Origin of the sequence: Salmonella sp. A29-2, assembly GCF_020150755.1 — a bacterium.
In the GTDB taxonomy this organism is placed as follows: domain Bacteria; phylum Pseudomonadota; class Gammaproteobacteria; order Enterobacterales; family Enterobacteriaceae; genus Salmonella; species Salmonella enterica.
On sequence record NZ_CP083731.1, the window covers coordinates 836,003 to 854,273 of the forward strand.

Here is an 18,271-nt window from a genome sequence, read left to right on the forward strand (position 1 = left end):
TGCTGACAGGAAAGGATAGTTTATGAAAAAGCGTTTTATGATGTTCACTTTACTGGCGGCGGCGTTTTCAGGCGTGGCCCATGCGGATGATGCGGCTATCCGTCAGTCGCTGGCTAAGCTGGGCGTTCAGAGTACGGAAATTCAGGCCTCGCCAGTGGCAGGGATGAAAACCGTCCTCACTCACAGCGGCGTACTGTACGTCACTGATGACGGCAAACATATTATTCAAGGGCCGATGTATGACGTGAGCGGCGCGCATCCGGTAAACGTGACGAACAAACTGCTGATGAGCCAGCTAAATGCGCTGGAAAAAGAGATGATCGTCTATAAAGCGCCGGATGAGAAACATGTCATTACTGTTTTTACCGATATCACCTGCGGCTATTGTCATAAGCTACATGAAGAGATGAAAGATTATAACGCGCTGGGGATCACGGTACGTTATCTGGCCTTCCCGCGCCAGGGGCTGGAAAGCCAGGCGGAGCAGGATATGAAATCTATCTGGTGCGCCAAAGACAAAAACAAAGCGTTTGATGACGCCATGGCAGGTAAGGGCGTGAAACCGGCAAGCTGTGACGTGAACATTGCTGATCATTATGCGTTGGGCGTGCAGTTGGGCGTTAGCGGTACGCCAGCCATTGTATTGAGTAACGGCTATGTGGTGCCTGGCTATCAGGGACCGAAAGAGATGAAAGCGTTTCTTGATGAGTATCAAAAACAGACCAGTGGTAAATAATACGCGTGAAACAACAGAGACAACTTCGTCGGCGCGAGGCTGATGAGACGGCGGAACTCCCCGCCGATCTTCCTCCATTACTACGACGTCTATATGCCAGCCGGGGCGTTCGTAGCGCCCGCGAACTGGAGCGCAGCGTGAAAGGAATGCTGCCCTGGCAACAGCTTAGCGGCATAGATAACGCGGTGGAGATCCTCTACAACGCCTTTCGCGAAGGTACCCGCATTATTGTTGTTGGCGATTTTGACGCCGACGGCGCGACCAGTACTGCGCTAAGCGTATTGGGAATGCGTGCGTTGGGATGTGACAACATCAGTTATCTGGTGCCTAATCGCTTTGAAGACGGCTACGGTTTAAGCCCGGAAGTGGTCGATCAGGCGAAGGCGCGCGGCGCGCAGCTTATCGTCACCGTAGACAACGGCATTTCATCCCACGCCGGCGTAGCGCATGCAAAGACGTTAGGGATTCCGGTGATCGTGACCGATCACCACCTGCCAGGCGACACGTTGCCGGATGCCGAAGCGATTATTAATCCCAATCTGCGCGACTGCGAATTCCCGTCTAAGTCGCTGGCGGGCGTCGGCGTGGCGTTTTACCTGATGCTGGCGTTGCGAACATTTTTGCGCGACAAAGGATGGTTCGACGAGCGCAACATCGCGCCGCCGAATCTGGCGGAGCTGCTGGATTTAGTGGCGTTGGGAACGGTAGCAGACGTTGTGCCGCTGGACGCTAACAACCGTATTCTGACCTGGCAAGGGCTAAGTCGTATTCGTGCCGGGAAATGCCGCCCGGGAATTAAAGCGTTGCTGGAGATATCGAATCGCGATCCGCAGCAGCTTGCCGCCAGTGATTTAGGCTTCGCGTTGGGGCCTCGCCTGAATGCCGCCGGCAGGCTGGATGATATGTCCGTTGGCGTGGCGTTACTGTTGTGCGACAACCTCGGCGAAGCGCGTGTTCTGGCCAGCGAGCTGGATGCGCTTAACCAGACGCGCAAAGAAATAGAGCAGGGGATGCAGGCGGAAGCGCTTCTCCTGTGCGAAAAGCTTGAGCGCAGTAGTGAAACGCTTCCGGGCGGTCTGGCGATGTATCATCCTGAATGGCATCAGGGCGTGGTCGGAATTCTGGCGTCGCGCATTAAAGAGCGTTTTCACCGCCCGGTGATCGCCTTTGCGCCTGCGGGCGACGGCACGCTAAAAGGCTCAGGCCGTTCGATTCAGGGGTTGCATATGCGCGATGCGCTGGAAAGGCTGGATACGCTTTACCCTGATCTGATGATCAAGTTCGGCGGTCATGCGATGGCGGCGGGATTGTCGCTGGAAGAGCATAAATTCGAGCAGTTTCAGCAACGTTTTGGCGAGCTGGTAACGGAATGGCTCGATCCTGCCCTGTTGCAAGGCGAAGTGATCTCCGATGGTCCATTAAGCGCGGCGGAGATGTCTATGGAAGTGGCGCAACTGTTGCGGGATGCCGGACCGTGGGGGCAAATGTTCCCGGAACCGTTATTCGATGGTCGTTTCCGTCTGCTACAACAGCGTCTGGTGGGCGAGCGCCACCTCAAGGTGATGGTGGAGCCCGTCGGCGGCGGCCCGCTGTTGGATGGCATCGCATTTAATATTGATACGACCTGTTGGCCGGATAACGGCGTGCGGGAGGTAGAACTGGCTTATAAACTGGACATTAACGAGTTTCGCGGCAACCGTAGTTTACAGATTATTATCGATGATATTTGGCCGCTATGATCGGGGCGATTTAACAACACTTTCGCTGTAATTAAGGGGCGAAATCCGCTAATATTTCGCCCTTATAACCGCATTTTGACAAGTCAAATAAAAGAAATCAGACCATGTTTGAAATTAACCCGGTGAATAACCGCATTCAGGACCTCACGGAACGCACCAACGTTCTTAGGGGGTATCTTTGACTACGATGCTAAGAAAGAGCGTCTGGAAGAAGTAAACGCCGAGCTGGAACAGCCGGATGTCTGGAACGAACCTGAGCGCGCGCAGGCGCTGGGAAAAGAGCGTTCATCGCTCGAAGCGATCGTCGATACGCTTGATCAAATGACTCAGGGGCTGGACGACGTTTCCGGGCTGCTGGAACTGGCGGTAGAAGCTGACGACGAAGAGACGTTTAACGAAGCCGTCGCGGAGCTGAATACGCTGGAAGAGAAACTGGCGCAGTTGGAATTCCGCCGGATGTTCTCCGGCGAGTACGATAGCGCCGATTGCTATCTCGATATTCAGGCCGGTTCTGGTGGTACTGAAGCGCAGGACTGGGCCAGCATGTTGCTGCGTATGTATCTGCGTTGGGCGGAAGCGCGCGGCTTCAAGACGGAAGTCATTGAAGAGTCGGAAGGGGAAGTCGCCGGCATTAAGTCCGCGACTATCAAAATCTCCGGCGAATATGCCTATGGCTGGCTGCGCACTGAAACCGGCGTACATCGTCTGGTGCGTAAAAGCCCGTTTGACTCCGGCGGTCGCCGTCATACCTCGTTTAGCTCCGCGTTTGTGTACCCGGAAGTGGACGACGATATCGATATCGACATTAACCCGGCGGATCTGCGTATCGACGTCTATCGCGCGTCTGGCGCAGGCGGTCAGCACGTTAACCGTACGGAATCCGCCGTGCGTATCACTCATATTCCCACCGGGATTGTGACGCAGTGCCAGAACGACCGTTCGCAGCACAAAAACAAAGACCAAGCCATGAAGCAGATGAAAGCGAAGCTTTATGAACTGGAGATGCAGAAAAAGAACGCTGAAAAACAGGCGATGGAAGACACTAAGTCTGATATCGGCTGGGGAAGCCAGATTCGTTCCTATGTCCTGGACGATTCCCGCATTAAAGACCTGCGTACTGGGGTGGAAACCCGCAATACACAGGCGGTACTGGACGGTAGTCTGGATCAATTTATCGAAGCAAGTTTGAAAGCAGGGCTATGAGGAATCAACATGTCTGAACAAAACGCACAGGGCGCTGACGAGGTAGTCGATCTTAACAATGAAATGAAGGCACGTCGCGAGAAGCTGGCTGCACTGCGTGAGCAGGGTATCCCGTTCCCGAACGATTTCCGTCGTGACCGTACCTCAGACCAACTGCACGCAGAGTTTGACGCGAAAGAAGCTGAAGAACTGGAAGCGCTGAATATTGAAGTGTCCGTCGCGGGCCGTATGATGACTCGCCGTATTATGGGTAAAGCCTCTTTTGTTACCCTGCAAGACGTAGGCGGCCGCATTCAGCTGTATGTGGCGCGCGATGATCTGCCGGAAGGCGTTTACAACGAGCAGTTCAAGAAGTGGGATCTTGGCGATATCCTCGGCGCGAAAGGTAAGCTGTTCAAAACCAAAACCGGCGAGCTGTCTATCCACTGCACCGAACTGCGCCTGCTGACGAAAGCGCTGCGTCCGTTGCCGGATAAATTCCACGGCCTGCAGGACCAGGAAGCGCGCTATCGCCAGCGTTATCTGGATCTCATCTCTAACGATGAATCCCGTAACACCTTCAAAACCCGTTCGAAGATCCTGGCCGGTATTCGCCAGTTTATGGTTGCTCGCGGCTTTATGGAAGTCGAAACCCCGATGATGCAGGTGATCCCAGGCGGCGCGTCTGCCCGTCCGTTTATCACCCATCACAACGCGCTGGATCTGGACATGTACCTGCGTATCGCGCCGGAACTGTACCTCAAGCGTCTGGTGGTTGGCGGCTTCGAACGCGTATTCGAAATTAACCGTAACTTCCGTAACGAAGGCATCTCCGTGCGCCATAATCCTGAGTTCACCATGATGGAACTCTATATGGCGTATGCGGACTACAAAGACCTGATCGAGCTGACGGAGTCTCTGTTCCGTACGCTGGCGCAGGATGTTCTGGGCACCACCCAGGTTCCGTACGGTGATGAAGTGTTTGACTTCGGTAAGCCGTTCGAAAAACTGACCATGCGTGAAGCGATCAAGAAATATCGTCCGGAAACGGATATGGCTGATCTGGACAACTTCGATTCCGCGAAGGCGATTGCTGAAAGCATTGGCATTCACGTCGAGAAGAGCTGGGGTCTGGGCCGTATCGTCACCGAGATCTTTGACGAAGTCGCTGAAGCGCATCTGATTCAGCCGACCTTCATCACCGAATATCCGGCTGAAGTGTCTCCGCTGGCGCGTCGTAATGATGTGAACCCGGAAATCACTGACCGCTTCGAGTTCTTTATCGGCGGTCGTGAAATCGGCAATGGCTTTAGCGAGTTGAACGATGCGGAAGACCAGGCGCAGCGTTTCCTGGATCAGGTTAATGCAAAAGCGGCGGGCGACGACGAAGCCATGTTCTACGACGAAGACTACGTGACGGCGCTGGAACACGGTTTACCGCCGACAGCGGGTCTGGGAATTGGTATCGACCGTATGGTGATGCTGTTTACTAACAGCCACACGATTCGCGACGTTATTCTGTTCCCGGCGATGCGTCCGGTGAAATAAGATGTAAATTGCCGGATGGGGCATTAGCCGCCATCCGGCATCTCTTTGTTCAGGCGTAGCGCCATCAGGCAATCTTTAACGCTGGCAGTAATTGAGCAGTCGTTCACGCGCTTGTTCGTCTGACGCTTGCATGACCATCCACGGGCTAAATGCCCACGGCGTAGCGAGAAGGCTTTTCCATACGCTTTTAAATTCGCTCCACTGATAGTCCATCACCTCTTCGCTGTTAACCTGTAACACACTGGTTGCCCGCGCGGCAAATACCGGACAGACTTCATTTTCCACAATACCGTTTGGATCTGTCGCCCGATAGCTGAAGTGCGGATAGACGGGGGTGAGATCGGTAATTTCCACGCCGAGTTCGAACCGACAACGGCGGATGATCGCCTCTTCGGTGGTTTCGCCTTGTTGCGGATGACCGCAAACCGAATTCGTCCACACGCCTGGCCAGGCTTTCTTGCTCAGCGACCGTCGTGTTACCAGCAACTGACCATCTTCGTTAAATAGCCAGCAGGAGAAAGCCAGATGCAAAGGCGTATTAAGCGTATGAGCCGCAAACTTTTCCAGTGTGCCGGAAGGCTTATCCTGCTCATCCAATAAAACGACATGTTCCTCAGTCATGAAAGCTCCTGAAAATTAAAATGACCCGGCAGCATGGCCAGGCCATATACTCAGACGATCAGCGTAGCGCATAACAGAAAGAAAGGCATTACCAAAACAGGCCCTGACAGAACGCAGACGAGCGCCATTGTGCCGTGAGTCGATATTATGCTGGCATATCGGATATTCGCGGCATCATCATCCACGCGGCCCCTTTCCGGTGTCAATGGATTGGGCATACGGCATTTGGCTGCTATCATAAGGCGTCTGTCAATAGAGTGAGGAATGGTTTTGAGCGCAGGACGCCTGAACAAAAATAGCCTGGGTATTGCGGTGCTGTTATGCACAGGGCTGCTGCTGGCGGGGTGTTCCAGTAATTCCGGCTCAGGAACGTATTCCGGCTCCGTCTATACCGTTAAGCGCGGCGATACGTTGTATCGTATATCGCGCGCCACGGGAACCAGCGTGAAAGAACTGGCCCGACTGAATGGCATTTCTCCGCCTTATACTATTGAGGTGGGGCAGCGAATTAAAGTGCGCGGCAGCGCAAAGAGTAGCAGTTCAACACGCAAAACCAGCAATAAAACAGCAACAAAAACTGCCGCGGTCAGACCGTCATCTTCGGTGCCAAAATCCTCCTGGCCGCCGGTGGGGCAGCGCTGTTGGGTATGGCCTGCCAACGGTAAAGTGATTTTACCTTATTCCACCGCAGAGGGCGGAAATAAGGGCATCGATATTGCGGGCGCGCGCGGAACGCCTGTTTATGCGGCGGGAGCGGGTAAAGTTGTCTATGTCGGGAACCAGCTGCGTGGTTACGGCAATCTCATCATGATTAAGCACAATGAAGATTACATTACGGCTTACGCTCATAATGACACCATGCTGGTTAATAATGGGCAAAGCGTTAAAGCGGGGCAAAAAATCGCTACGATGGGCAGCACGGATGCCGCATCCGTAAGGCTACACTTCCAGATTCGCTACCGGGCGACGGCCATCGATCCGCTGCGTTATCTGCCACCGCAGGGGAGTAAACCGAAGTGCTGACGGTGAATTAATCGCCAGTCAGCCAGTAAGTCTCTTGCCAACCAGAACGTAAGGTTTATAATGCCTTACGCATCTCAAAGCGGGCGTAGTTCAATGGTAGAACGAGAGCTTCCCAAGCTCTATACGAGGGTTCGATTCCCTTCGCCCGCTCCAGACAAATATCTTCTAGTATTTACTAAATCCACGGATTTACAGCAATTTTCCGTTTCGGCCCCACAGTACACAGGGTTTCAATACCTATGTCGGACGGCTATTATCCGCTGGCGACTCCGGTAGTGACTTTATCATTCAGCCCGCAGCACAACGATGCCCGGTCTGGAATGCATGTACTCCATAAACGGTGTGTCCACCACTTTTCTGTTTGCGGCCAATGAGGAGGCGTTCCGAAACCACACCTGTTCATCATGGCGAACTACGATACCCACATGTGAAACGTCCAGCCCGTCAAGCGGGGAGTAGACACCGATATAGTCCCCATTTTTTAGGTGGTTCATGACCTGCTGGTTGATGGCTCTTCCGGGAATATAATTTATTTTACGAGGATGGATGCCCAGACCAGGAATGTACTCGCCGCCATCAGGTTTATGGTTAAGCTGCTTGTCAACAACGATATAATCAGGGCTGATATCCGGCGTTACATCCCGTGCATTACGCGGTGCTGCGGCGAACCAGTCAGAGAAGAAGTGCCTGCGGCTGAGATAAGCAACTTTGCCCGCGGCGTAGCGAGTCCTGGCAAGATTATGCAGAAACGATTTCTGATTATCGCTGCGGGCCAGGGCCTCAACGTAATCAGCCAGGGTAAAGCAGTCCACGCCGTTGAAATTCGCTACAAGGACTTCGGGGGTTCCGGGCCCACCGATGAGCGTATCCGCCTGATAAGGTGTTCCGAGAAAAGCAGACGATACGCGGCTAATAACTTCTCCATGGTTTTCGCCTTTATAAGGAATGACATCCGACTGGATAATCCGGCTTACTTTTTCTGCCGTAACGCTGTCCATGCTGGTCTGATATTTTTCTGTGCCAGGGACGGCACAGGCCGTCAGATGCGCCGACATAAGCAAAATTGTCCATGCATTTACCTTCATTATCATCTCCGGAAAGGTTCAAATCCCTTTTTTACCTTTACCGGAAATGGTTGTGATGGATACAGAAAAACGCCAGAGGTTGATTACAGGTTGAGTAATATGAACGCTGATGATGATAAATGTGAAGATCATCATACGACTTTATTCGCCGTTGTTTTTTGCCTGATCGTCAAAGCCAACATGCCCCTTCAGGCTGGCGATACATACCGGTCAAATCCGTGCCGAACTGGCCCGCAAGGGAACACCTGTCAGGCCTTATTGTCAACGCCACGATGTTTGACCGTTATTTGCCATTTTCATGCCCGCTAAATACTTTCGTTACTGATGCTGTCCGCTTTCCACCATTTCATCATCACTGATTGGCGTTGTGTTTTTGGTCAGCACTCCAGCTTTACGTTTCTCTTTTAACCGGTAACTCTCTCCTTTGATATTCAGCGTGGTTGAGTGATGTAGCAGCCGATCCAGGATCGCTGTTGCCAGCACGTGATCTCCGAACATTTCTCCCCAGTCTGCGAACCCTTTGTTTGACGTCAGTATGATGCTCGCTTTTTCATATCGACGGTTCAGTAGCCGGAAGAACAGACTGGCTTCCTCTCTGTTCATCGGCAGATAGCCTATTTCATCCAGGATCAACACCCGGGCATAACTCAGTTGCTGTAGCTGACGCTCCAGCCGGTTTTCCTGTTTCGCTTTCATCAGTGTCGCGATCAGTCTGTCCAGTGGCATAAACAGTACCCGATGTCCCGCATCCACCGCTTTCACGCCAAGAGCTATGGCCAGATGAGTTTTTCCGACACCAGGAGGGCCCAGCAGGATCACGTTTTCGCTGCGCTCCACGAACGCCAGACCAGCCAGTTCCCGGACAACCTTACGGTCGATGCCCGGCTGGAAGGTAAAGTCGAACTGCTCCAGCGTTTTGACCCACGGCAGACGAGCCTGCTTCAGCCTGGACTCCATACCGCGCTGATGCCTGCCGTTCCATTCCTGCTGTAGCGCCATGCACAGGAACTCCCGGTAGTTCAGCTCTTTTTTAGCTGCCTGTTCCAGCAGGCTTTCAACGTGATAACTCAGATGCTCCATTTTCAGGCGACTCAGCAGGACTTCCAGTTCATGCATCACAACAGCTCCTCATAGGCACTCAGTGGTCGATGTTCCACCTGACTGACCTGCTGCCAGAGCGGGGCGTGATGCTCCGGCACTGTCTGCCAGCCAGACGATACTGAACAGAGGCGATGTGAGGCCACCAGTTTCTCATTACTGTAGATCCGCAACTCGTCATCCAGCGATATTCGTATCGATACCGGCTGACCACACAGCGCTTCGGGAACGCTGTAACGATTACCACCAACCTCGATATAGCTGTCCCAGGACACATGGCGGATGTCGAAGTAACTGGTATCAAAGTCCGTATCCGGTAACGGCTGCAGATGTTCCTGCTCCAGCGCGAAGCGCTGTTCCGGCGTTTCTTTGAACTGGCGAAGCTCCCGTTTGTCAGCCACATCGGCTATCCATTGCTCCAGTTGTTGATTGACATGAGTGAAGCTGTCGAACCTGCGGTACCGGACGAAGAAGTTCTCCTTGAGGTATTTCACCATCCGCTCAACCTTACCTTTTGTTCTGGCCCTGCGTGGACGGCATGCCCGTGGCAGGAAGTTATAGTGGTCAGCCAGCAACAGGAATCCGGAGTTGAACACGACTTTCCCGTTGTTATTCTTCAGCACCGCAGCCTTCTGGTTATCAACCAGCACCGTTTTCACACAACCACCGAAGTAGCGGAAGGCGCGAACCAGTGATTCGTAGGTATGCTCAGCATCCTGTTTTGGTGCGGCGAAGACATGGAAGCGGCGGGAGAACCCCAGCGTATTAACCGCAAAGTTAACTTTGCACCGTTGCCCGGCAACCTCCACCTCAACTTCGCCCCAGTCGTGCTGGAGCTGGTATCCAGGCTGAGTTTCGAAGCGAACTGTTCTTTTTGACGGACGCATTTTACGTTTGGGCTGGATGTAGTAACGCAGCATGGAACGTCCGCCCGTATAACCCATTGCCTTAATCTCCGCGAAGATAACCTCGCTATTCCAGACATTCTCTGCCAGGCGCATGTCGATGTAATCCATAAACGGTTTCAGCTTAGCCATTTTGTGGCGGGTCTTTCTGGCTGGCGGTTCAGGGTATTTGAGGTAGCGTCTGACCGTCCGTTCAGAGCAACCAATCTGAGTCGCAATATCGACAATGTACGCGCCCTGCTGGCGCATTTGCTTTATCATGTAAAAGTCCTCTCTGCTCAGCATGTTGATGTCCTTTCTGGTGTGAGAACCTTAAGGAAACAACATGTTGGGTGGAGCGGACAATCCAAATGGCGAATTACCGTCTTATATCACTGGCGCTGACATTATGACCAGATGATTGCTGGCCATGCCCGTAGCCGCGGACTGGTCGTCGTCACAAACAATCTCCGCGAATTTGAACGCATTCCGGGTATCCGAATCGAAGACTGGTGCTAATTTCTGCATCAGATGTTATCCCCGGATTCAAACTCTTTTCCGAATTTAGTGGCACAGTCAATTTGGTTACCTGCTTAATGGTGGTTTGCATCACATTTTTAGCTGGTGGTATTTTTTTATGTTGACTGGAGATATCTGCCAACAGCATAACTTTTACGGCCAGATAATAAATAAAAGAGTACCAAAATGTCGTATTCTGACATGTTTACGAAGGGAGTACCGCTCCCTTCTTTTTTTGTTTCCTGGATACTCACTGAATAATGCCGTTACTGCCCGATAACTGCCGCCCCCCCTCACCATAGCCGTTTCCTGCAACTAAGTCACAGACGTTGATTTACCAGGCCGATATGCCTTCTTTCCCGTTATATACCCTTCATACTTCAAGTTGCTTATGTGTTGGCTACGGATTACCCGGCCCATCCATGGGCCTCGCCCTGACGGGCCGTCGCACGCGACGTTCAAATCTGCTCCCGGCAGATTTGTCGCTCACCCCAGTCACAGAGTTATCTATGCTCCTGGGGACTCACTCCCTTGCCGCCTTTAAGCAACTCGAATTATTTTGGGTATATATCAGTGAACTTCTATTTTTGTCAGTTTTTATTTTTCAGTTTATTTATTATTAAATACTGTTTCTGGCCTGGATATATTTTCGTGAATAGCCTCCCGACAGCCGCAGACAAAGATATTTGCTGGCGTAACAGCGCTCATAATTTAAAAGATTTATTTATAGTTTGTTATCACGGAAAGATTTTAACTTAATACATGCCAGTAAGGCATCAGGTAAAAATAACCGGAGAGAAGAAGATGAACAAAATGCTATTAGCCGGAAGTGCCGGTATTGTTCTGCTGTCTGCTGCAGCCAGTCCGGTATGGGCAGACGATAATGCCAGTACATTTTCACTTGGATACGCCCAGTCCCATACTAATCACGCCGGGACGTTGCGTGGGGTACGGCTGGCAAACAACTATGAAATGTCACCGGACTGGGGGCTGACAACCTCATTTGCATGGCTAAATGGAAGCCAGCGCTATTCCGATGAAAGCAGTAATGGTCGTGTAACAACCCGTTATTACTCCCTGCTTGCAGGCCCCTCATGGAAAATAAATAACCAGTTAAGTCTGTATAGTCAAGTGGGCCCCGTATTATTGCATCAGCGTGATCACGGGATAAATGAGTCTGACAGTAAGGTCGGATATGGTTATTCTGCTGGCGTGGCTTATACCCCGGTCAGTAGTGTCGCTATAACTCTGGGTTATGAGGGAGCGGATTTTGATGCTACCCATAACAGCGGAAGCCTTAATAGCAATGGTTTTAATCTTGGCGTGGGTTACCGGTTCTGAATAGGATAATCCGATAAAAAATGTTACTTTGTGGAGATGATGGATTATGAAAAGCCATATTATGCCAGGCGTTGCGCTGATGGTTATCCTGTTTTCAGGAAATATTATGGCCGCAACAAACATGACTGATAACGTTACTCTGAATAATGACAAGATATCCGGACAGGCCTGGCAGGCCATGCGTGATATCGGAATGTCGCGATTCGAGTTGTTTAATGGTCGCACCCAAAAGGCGGAACAACTGGCTGCGCAAGCAGAAAAACTCCTGAACGATGACAGCACTGACTGGAATCTGTATGTCAAATCAGATAAAAAAGCCCCAGTTGAAGGAGACCACTATATTCGGATAAATTCATCGATTACGGTAGCAGAAGATTATCTCCCTGCGGGCCAGAAAAATGATGCTATTAATAAAGCAAACCAGAAAATGAAAGAAGGAGATAAAAAAGGGACTATAGAGGCCCTGAAACTAGCAGGCGTCAGTGTTATTGAAAATCAGGAACTCATTCCTCTTCAGCAAACCCGTAAGGATGTGACCACAGCGCTTTCCTTGATGAACGAAGGAAAATACTATCAGGCAGGTCTGTTACTGAAATCAGCTCAGGATGGCATAGTTGTAGACTCTCAGTCAGTTCAGGAATCACCCACGCCCCCCGTGCAGCACGACGCCGCGCATTAATATCCCCCAGCCTGCTGTATATATTACAGCAGGCAGCATTATGTCTGACAGCTATTACCAGTTTGCTCTTTGCTGTCGGCATTGTTTTTAAAATTCATCCGTGAAGTTCAGTAATGTCAGGGTACCTGCATTTATATCTATTGTGATGTCCATCACAAATACAGAAGAATATCGTTTCATTTATTATTTTTTATCCCTTCCGCTTATGATGGTTCATAATGATTTATTAAGTTAATGTTTTGAAATTAAATGCCTTCCATTTGTGTTATGTCTGGTTTTTTATGCTGCCAGTAATTTCATTGTTATATATGATTAGTATTATGTTTTGTAAATATCCAGTGTGATGGAAAAGCAAAACATACATTCCCGATAACATATTACAAAATATTTCATGTCCGCTGCGAATATCTGTCTGTTAGGTATTCATCCGCTTATAATTACATTAAAAAGTATTTCTTTGATGATTATTCTTAAATTACGATCATAATCATCGATCGTATCGATCTATTTTTATTGTTTTAATTTGAATAAGAATTTTCTTACAACTGATTAGGCATTAGCTGAAATCAATATTTTTCGATGGAAAGTTCAGGTGCTTCGTTTAACGCCAGGCGTTTATTATTCATGCGAATCTTTTCTGAACGCTTTCATTAATACCCTCAGATTTGTTTTCAGCCTTTGCAAAATAATTCTCATTCACCCAAAGGACATATTATCTATGCGTAATAAAATAATACTTGCCATGGCGGCTGCCGGTATGATGTATGGCGCTTCTGTATATGCAGTCGATCCACCAACAGCAGGCCCGTTCGGCTCAGGTAAAATTCTTTTCACTGGCACCATCACCAACTCCCCCTGTGATATCGCGCCGGGTGACGATGCGATCACCGTTCCGTTTGGACAGATTTCTTACCGTAAACTGAATACCGCCGACGCAACTACGGAATCAAAACCGTTCACCATTCATCTGCAGAACTGCGCCTTCGATCCGAATGATGCAGGTTCAAATCCTGCTGGCTCCGCAGGGAAAATGTCTAAAGTAACCGTCTCTTTCAGTGGCACAGCTGATACCTCAGGTAAAGCTTACGTCAGCACCGGCAGTGCCCAGCATGTTGGTGTGCAGCTTCTGAAAAGTGACAATACCTCACTGATTACACCTAATACCCCGATGCCGGATGGCGACGCCCAGCAACTGCAGGCCGGGAATAACGAACTCAACTTCTTTGCCCGCCTGATAGCCCTGACAGATGCCGCAACTCCTGGCGATGTTAACGCATCCGTCACCTACACCCTGAAATACCTGTGATTTTACGCGGTAAATAACGACAGGGAGAAGCCGTCCACGGAGGGGTTCGGACGGCTTTTATATCTGACCATGCCTGCGGGCTGTCTGTTACACGGACGACAACACGAAAGCGCCATGCCATGAAAATTACCCGGCTTGCCATTCTGATTACCCTGACATTTTCCGTCCTGAAGTCGCAGGCCACGGAGTTCAATGCCAGCCTGCTGGACAGCGGGAACCTGTCCAACGTGGACCTCACGGCCTTCAGCCGCGAGGGGTATGTGGCGCCCGGTAACTATATTCTCGATATCTGGCTCAATGACCAGCCGGTACGGGAACAGTATCCGGTCAGAGTTGTACCGGTTGCCGGACGCGACGCGGCCGTCATCTGTGTGACAACAGACATGGTGGCCATGCTGGGTCTTAAGGATAAGATTATTCATGGCCTGAAACCCGTTACCGGTATCCCGAACGGGCAATGCCTTGAGCTGCGCTCCGCTGACAGTCAGGTACGGTACAGCGCTGAAAATCAGCGTCTGACCTTCATTATCCCCCAGGCCTGGATGCGTTATCAGGACCCGGACTGGGTGCCTCCTTCACGCTGGAGCGACGGCGTCACCGCCGGCCTGCTCGATTACAGCCTGATGGCCAATCGCTATATGCCGCAGCAGGGGGAGACCTCTACCAGCTACAGCCTCTACGGCACCGCCGGGTTTAATCTCGGCGCCTGGCGGTTGCGGAGCGATTATCAGTACAGCCGTTTTGACAGTGGGCGGGGCGCATCACAGTCCGATTTTTATCTGCCGCAGACGTATCTGTTCCGTGCCCTGCCAGCACTGCGCTCAAAACTGACGCTCGGACAGACGTACCTCAGCTCCGCTATTTTTGACTCCTTCCGCTTTGCCGGGCTCACTTTGGCCAGCGATGAGCGCATGCTACCGCCCTCTCTTCAGGGGTATGCCCCGAAAATCAGCGGCATTGCGAACAGTAATGCACAGGTTACCGTCAGCCAGAATGGCCGCATTCTGTACCAGACCCGGGTGTCGCCGGGGCCTTTTGAGCTTCCCGACCTGAGCCAGAATATCAGCGGCAACCTGGATGTCAGCGTCCGGGAAAGCGACGGTAGCGTCCGGACATGGCAGGTCAACACGGCTAGCGTCCCCTTTATGGCACGCCAGGGACAGGTTCGCTATAAGGTGGCCGCCGGACGTCCGCTGTACGGCGGGACGCATAACAACAGCACGGTCAGCCCTGACTTTCTGCTCGGGGAGGCCACCTGGGGAGCATTTAACAACACGTCGCTGTATGGCGGCCTCATTGCCTCCACCGGCGACTACCAGTCCGCGGCGCTCGGGATCGGCCAGAATATGGGGCTGCTGGGCGCTCTGTCTGCGGACGTCACCCGCTCAGATGCGCGGTTGCCGCATGGGAAGAAGCAGTCCGGTTACAGCTACCGTATCAACTATGCCAAAACGTTTGATAAAACCGGCAGTACCCTGGCGTTCGTCGGATACCGCTTCTCGGACCGCCATTTTCTGTCCATGCCGGAGTATCTGCAGCGTCGGGCCACCGACGGCGGCGATGCATGGCATGAAAAACAGAGCTACACCGTGACTTACAGCCAGTCCGTTCCGGTACTCAATATGAGCGCGGCCCTCTCGGTAAGCCGGCTCAATTACTGGAATGCGCAGTCCAGCAATAACTACATGCTCAGCTTCAACAAAGTGTTCAGTCTCGGCGACCTTCAGGGGCTCTCGGCCTCGGTGTCGTTTGCCCGTAACCAGTACACCGGCGGGGGGAGCCAGAACCAGGTCTACGCCACCATCAGTATCCCGTGGGGCGACAGCCGCCAGGTGAGCTACAGCGTGCAGAAGGATAACCGGGGCGGCCTGCAGCAGACTGTGAATTACAGCGATTTCCATAACCCGGATACCACATGGAACATCAGCGCCGGTCATAACCGCTATGACACCGGCAGTAACAGCAGCTTTAGCGGCAGCGTGCAGAGCCGTCTGCCGTGGGGCCAGGCGGCAGCGGACGCCACCCTGCAGCCTGGACAGTACCGCAGCCTGGGCCTGAGCTGGTACGGCTCGGTGACCGCCACCGCCCACGGCGCCGCCTTCAGCCAGTCGATGGCCGGGAATGAGCCTCGCATGATGATAGATACCGGAGACGTGGCCGGTGTGCCGGTGAACGGCAACAGCGGGGTGACCAACCGCTTCGGGGTGGGCGTGGTGAGCGCCGGCAGCAGCTATCGCCGCAGCGATATTTCGGTTGATGTGGCCGCCCTGCCGGAGGACGTGGACGTCAGCAGCTCCGTCATCAGCCAGGTGCTGACGGAGGGCGCGGTGGGCTACCGGAAGATTGACGCCCGCCAGGGGGAGCAGGTGCTCGGTCATATCCGACTGGCTGATGGCGCCAGTCCGCCGTTTGGCGCCCTGGTGGTGTCCGGAAAAACCGGCAGAACCGCGGGGATGGTCGGGAATGACGGTTTGGCCTACCTGACAGGCCTCAGCGGGGAAGACCGCCGGACCCTGAACGTGTCCTGGGATGGCCGGGTGCAGTGCAGACTCACTCTGCCGGAAACGGTGACACTCAGTCAGGGGCCGCTGTTACTGCCCTGCAGATAAAAATATCCCTGTCACAGAGCAGGACTAACGGAGAAAACAGGTGAAAAACAGCAGAAGAAGCCGTGTGATTTTACTCGCGCTGGCGGCAGCATGGAGCCAGTGCAGCCCGGCGGCCGTCAATGTCGACCGGACCCGTATTATCATGGATGTGCCGCAGAAAACGGTGGCCATCACGCTGAATAACGATGATAAAACCACGCCGTTTCTGGCGCAGTCCTGGGTGACGGACGCTGACGGGGTGAGAACCGATGCGCTGATGGCGCTGCCGCCGCTGCAGCGTATTGATGCCGGACAGAAATCCCAGGTCCGCATTACCCAGGTTCGTGGGCTGACAGATAAGCTCCCTCAGGACAGGGAAACGCTGTTCTGGTTTAACGTGCGGGGCGTTCCCCCGAAGCCGGAAGACGACAACGTCCTGCAGCTGGCCATGCAGAGCCAGCTGAAACTGTTTTACCGTCCGAAAGCCATTATCAGAAGCAGCAATGACCAGCCGGAAAGAAAGCTGACCGCTGAGCGGAATGCGGGACACCTGACCCTCAGAAACCCGACGCCGTACTACATCACTGTGGCGTGGCTGGGAGCAGACCGTAGCCACAGGCTCAGCGGTTTCCGCGAGGGTGTGATGGTGCCGCCCCTGGGGAGCCTGCCTTTAAAGGCTGTTCTGCCGGCAGAAACCCGGACGCTGTGGGTGGGGTATATTGATGATTACGGTGGACTGCAGATGAACCGCTACGCCTGCGATGCCCTGAACTGCGCGTTTAAGGACGCAGGGGCGACATCATGACAGAACGATTATTCAATATGAAATCACTGATACTGTCAGGTGTGTTTCTTTTCTTTACTGTCTGTGATTCTGCGCGGGCAAATATCGAATGGTCATATTGTGACGCGAATGGACATGTCGGCCTTCAGAATATTAATCTGAAGGGTGGAACATTCTTCACTGGTCAGGAGCTGCAGAGCGTTACCGTTCCCATTAGTTATACCTGTTATACAAAATGGAAAAGTTACGGACCCTCTTACTACACAACTCTTAATCTTTACAATATGGGGGAGGTAGTAACTGCACTAAGAAAAAGCGGTCTCGGCATGGATATCACTGTTCAGGAAGGGACGTCGGCTTCCGTAACATTTACATGGAAAGAGATACAGGCAGGATTTTCTGGCTGGAGCAGCTCAAAAGTATTCGGGCAATATATGGACCCGGAGAAAACATATAACCGGAGCGGAACGCTGACGTTTCGTATATTTGTGTATCAGGCGTTTAAGAATAACTTTTTGAACATAACTATACCATCAAGCACGATTAACATATTACCCTATGACCCAAATGGTGTAAGCCCCCCATCTGTTTCATTCAGACCTTTAACTGTTTCTGCGTTTAATCTCAGGTTTATTCCTGACAACTCAGGCACGGTTATTATCTCTCCTTCTAATACTATCAAAATGGGGCATTTTTATACGGAATATAAGGAAACCATGGTGCCCAGGGAAGTACCTTTCACCGTTACAGCACAACAGAATGCCGGAACGCAGATCCCGTTCGTCGCCCCACTGGCTATAGAGTTCAGGACCAACGGTCTGACACTGGCAGATGCTGACAGCACCGTGATTCTTAAGAATAATAAACAAGAAAACAATGGTTTCAGACTGTCGGTAATGGATGTGGATAATAACACACCAGTTAAATTTAATGTGAAAGCAGATATGGGACCTATCCATCTTGATAACGGTGCCGGTGGCAGAATTATAAAACAGTATAAAGCAAAGGTCGAAGCTATACCCGGTGAGGTAATTAAAACAGGTGCTTTTTCAGCCGCAATGACAGTGATTGTTACTTACAATTAGCAGGATTAAATACCATTTCCTGATAGTTAATTAAAAATAGATATAAATTTATC

15 protein-coding genes, 1 tRNA gene and 2 pseudogenes are annotated in these 18,271 nt (G+C 51.9%); 14 read left to right on the forward strand and 4 right to left on the reverse strand.

Features of this window, described 5'->3' with window-relative positions; translation table 11 throughout:
- Positions 1–22 precede the first annotated feature (22 nt).
- The 4 genes from dsbC to lysS all read left to right on the forward strand — a co-directional run bounded on the left by dsbC (position 23) and on the right by lysS (position 5,205).
- The gene (dsbC, locus tag K8W53_RS04085) at positions 23–736 is read left to right on the forward strand and encodes a bifunctional protein-disulfide isomerase/oxidoreductase DsbC (RefSeq protein ID WP_023223829.1); all 714 of its coding nucleotides are present in this window, start codon (positions 23–25) and stop codon (positions 734–736) included.
- A gap of 5 nt (positions 737–741) precedes the next feature.
- Complete coding sequence (gene recJ, locus K8W53_RS04090; protein WP_023223830.1) at positions 742–2,475, forward strand: single-stranded-DNA-specific exonuclease RecJ; 1,734 nt, start codon at positions 742–744, stop codon at positions 2,473–2,475.
- A gap of 104 nt (positions 2,476–2,579) precedes the next feature.
- A protein-coding gene (gene prfB, locus K8W53_RS04095) for a peptide chain release factor 2 (RefSeq protein ID WP_010989230.1) occupies positions 2,580–3,678 on the forward strand; the annotation gives its coding sequence in 2 pieces (ribosomal slippage) (positions 2,580–2,654 and positions 2,656–3,678; 1,098 coding nt in all).
- Between the two features lie 9 nt (positions 3,679–3,687).
- The gene (lysS, locus tag K8W53_RS04100; protein WP_000003339.1) at positions 3,688–5,205 is read left to right on the forward strand and encodes a lysine--tRNA ligase; all 1,518 of its coding nucleotides are present in this window, start codon (positions 3,688–3,690) and stop codon (positions 5,203–5,205) included.
- Positions 5,206–5,280: 75 nt separating this feature from the next.
- Here lysS and idi read toward each other — a convergent pair whose 3' ends face one another.
- A complete protein-coding gene (gene idi, locus K8W53_RS04105; protein WP_000133983.1) occupies positions 5,281–5,826 on the reverse strand; it encodes an isopentenyl-diphosphate Delta-isomerase in 546 nt (181 codons plus the stop codon).
- A gap of 264 nt (positions 5,827–6,090) precedes the next feature.
- Here idi and actS point away from each other — a divergent pair, with 264 nt between their 5' ends.
- Positions 6,091–6,849 (forward strand): amidase activator ActS, encoded by a 759-nt coding sequence (gene actS / locus K8W53_RS04110; RefSeq protein ID WP_000244328.1) that lies wholly within the window; start codon positions 6,091–6,093, stop codon positions 6,847–6,849.
- Positions 6,850–6,928: 79 nt separating this feature from the next.
- Positions 6,929–7,002, forward strand: a tRNA-Gly gene (locus K8W53_RS04115).
- Between the two features lie 131 nt (positions 7,003–7,133).
- Here the strand turns inward: K8W53_RS04115 and K8W53_RS04120 are convergent.
- Entirely contained in the window at positions 7,134–7,940 is an 807-nt protein-coding gene (locus K8W53_RS04120; RefSeq protein ID WP_023888953.1) for a DUF1460 domain-containing protein, read from the reverse strand.
- Positions 7,941–8,130: 190 nt separating this feature from the next.
- Between K8W53_RS04120 and K8W53_RS04125 the strand changes: the two are divergent.
- Positions 8,131–8,199: pseudogene (locus K8W53_RS04125) on the forward strand (VapC toxin family PIN domain ribonuclease); the annotation flags it as partial.
- A gap of 53 nt (positions 8,200–8,252) precedes the next feature.
- Here K8W53_RS04125 and istB read toward each other — a convergent pair.
- Together istB and istA are read right to left on the reverse strand one after the other, a co-directional pair.
- Positions 8,253–9,050: an IS21-like element IS21 family helper ATPase IstB gene (gene istB / locus K8W53_RS04130; protein ID WP_000544828.1), complete on the reverse strand. Its 798-nt coding sequence runs from the start codon at positions 9,048–9,050 to the stop codon at positions 8,253–8,255.
- A complete protein-coding gene (gene istA, locus K8W53_RS04135) occupies positions 9,050–10,222 on the reverse strand; it encodes an IS21-like element IS21 family transposase (RefSeq protein WP_000952349.1) in 1,173 nt (390 codons plus the stop codon). Before istA ends, istB begins: the two co-directional genes overlap by 1 nt.
- A 102-nt stretch (positions 10,223–10,324) precedes the next feature.
- On the opposite strand from istA, the pseudogene vapC reads away from it, so the two are divergent.
- The 7 genes and pseudogenes from vapC to K8W53_RS04170 all read left to right on the forward strand — a co-directional run.
- Positions 10,325–10,435: pseudogene (gene vapC, locus K8W53_RS04140) on the forward strand (tRNA(fMet)-specific endonuclease VapC); the annotation flags it as partial.
- Positions 10,436–11,239: 804 nt separating this feature from the next.
- Entirely contained in the window at positions 11,240–11,776 is a 537-nt protein-coding gene (locus K8W53_RS04145; protein WP_001038502.1) for an STM3031 family outer membrane protein, read from the forward strand.
- A gap of 46 nt (positions 11,777–11,822) precedes the next feature.
- Positions 11,823–12,455, forward strand: coding sequence for a YfdX family protein (locus K8W53_RS04150; protein ID WP_000835266.1), 633 nt, complete (start codon positions 11,823–11,825; stop codon positions 12,453–12,455).
- 718 nt (positions 12,456–13,173) lie between these two features.
- Positions 13,174–13,761: a fimbrial protein gene (locus K8W53_RS04155; protein WP_023224976.1), complete on the forward strand. Its 588-nt coding sequence runs from the start codon at positions 13,174–13,176 to the stop codon at positions 13,759–13,761.
- Between the two features lie 119 nt (positions 13,762–13,880).
- On the forward strand, positions 13,881–16,370 hold the full coding sequence (gene stdB, locus K8W53_RS04160) for a fimbrial outer membrane usher protein StdB (protein ID WP_023224977.1): 2,490 nt from the start codon (positions 13,881–13,883) through the stop codon (positions 16,368–16,370).
- A gap of 40 nt (positions 16,371–16,410) precedes the next feature.
- Complete coding sequence (gene stdC / locus K8W53_RS04165) at positions 16,411–17,154, forward strand: fimbrial biogenesis chaperone StdC (protein WP_023224978.1); 744 nt, start codon at positions 16,411–16,413, stop codon at positions 17,152–17,154.
- Positions 17,151–18,218 carry a fimbrial protein gene (locus tag K8W53_RS04170; protein WP_023224979.1) on the forward strand — a complete coding sequence of 356 codons (1,068 nt, stop codon included), beginning with the start codon at positions 17,151–17,153 and terminating at the stop codon, positions 18,216–18,218. Before stdC ends, K8W53_RS04170 begins: the two co-directional genes overlap by 4 nt.
- The last annotated feature ends 53 nt before the right edge of the window (positions 18,219–18,271 follow it).